This is a genomic window from Bartonella sp. TT29SHDZB (genome assembly GCF_042193395.1).
GTDB lineage: Bacteria > Pseudomonadota > Alphaproteobacteria > Rhizobiales > Rhizobiaceae > Bartonella.
On sequence record NZ_JBHILQ010000110.1, the window covers coordinates 1 to 944 of the forward strand.

Sequence of the window (944 nt, forward strand, 5' to 3'; positions counted from 1 at the left end):
AAGACTTAAAGCAATTTGAGAAGACGGTAGAAGAATCGGTTACGGTTTCGTTAACGGATTGCCAATTCGCGGCATTGGTCTCGTTTTGCTATAATGTAGGAACCGCTGCTTTTTGCAAGTCAACCTTGTTGAAGAAGCTTAATCAAGGGGATTATGAAGCCGTACCCTTAGAGTTACAGAAATGGAATAAGGTGGGTGGGAAGCCTCTTGCTGGTTTAGCCAACCGTCGAGCAGCAGAAGCAGGATTATGGGCAAAAGGGTCTTATGTCTCTTCGAATTATCAAAGGGTAGAAACGAAAACGGCAACCGGACTTCTTAAAATAGAAGCACTTGCCCCGATTATAGGGTCTTGTTCTGGTTTTGGCGGCTTGTTAGCAGGCAATGGACCGGTGCAATGGGCATTAGCAGGCATGATGGTTTTAGCGGCTGTAACGGGCATAGTGATTGTCGCCAAGCGGTTTCGGGAGCAACGCTTATGATTTTTTGGCTAAAGAAATATTCTCTGATGTTTACAGCGGCTTTAGCCGTTTTTTTTATGGCTTTAGCCAAGGCGTTTCAGCTTGGCAAGCAAAGCGAACGGCAAAAGCAAACAGAGAATGCTTTAAAGACAGCAACAACGCGGCTTGAGGTAGAAAATGAAGTTAATCAAAAAAGTGATGCTGGTGTGCGCTCTGAACTTTCTCGTTGGGTGCGCGGCAAATAGGTCTGTTTCTTGTGGTGGCTGGTTGCCCATTTATTTGGATAATCAGGATGTTGCGGTCATCAGTTCCAACCTTGCAAGAGATATTTTGAAGCATAACAAGCAGGGAGCCCATTTATGTGGTTGGAAAGATGGTCAAGAAACGAAGCAGCAAAGATAAAGATCTTACAGAAAAAGAACAACAGCTCCTTCACGAGATGATAGAGACCTATCAAGGCTTAAAGATGATGTCACGCATCATGAA

The 944-nt window shown here is 44.4% G+C and carries 2 protein-coding genes; both read left to right on the forward strand.

What is annotated here, in order from left to right:
• Nucleotides 1-479: lysozyme (locus ACFIJJ_RS09870; protein ID WP_375646819.1), on the forward strand; the 479-nt coding region annotated here is incomplete at its 5' end.
• Nucleotides 476-703, forward strand: a complete 228-nt coding sequence (locus ACFIJJ_RS09875; protein ID WP_375612675.1) for a hypothetical protein — start codon at nucleotides 476-478, stop codon at nucleotides 701-703. The genes ACFIJJ_RS09870 and ACFIJJ_RS09875, both read left to right, overlap by 4 nt.
• Nucleotides 704-944 lie beyond the last annotated feature (241 nt).

Coding starts and splice junctions, on each gene's coding strand:
- ACFIJJ_RS09875 (WP_375612675.1), top strand. CDS start 476: ATGATTTTTTGGCTAAAGAAATATTCTCTGATGTTTACAGCGGCTTTA.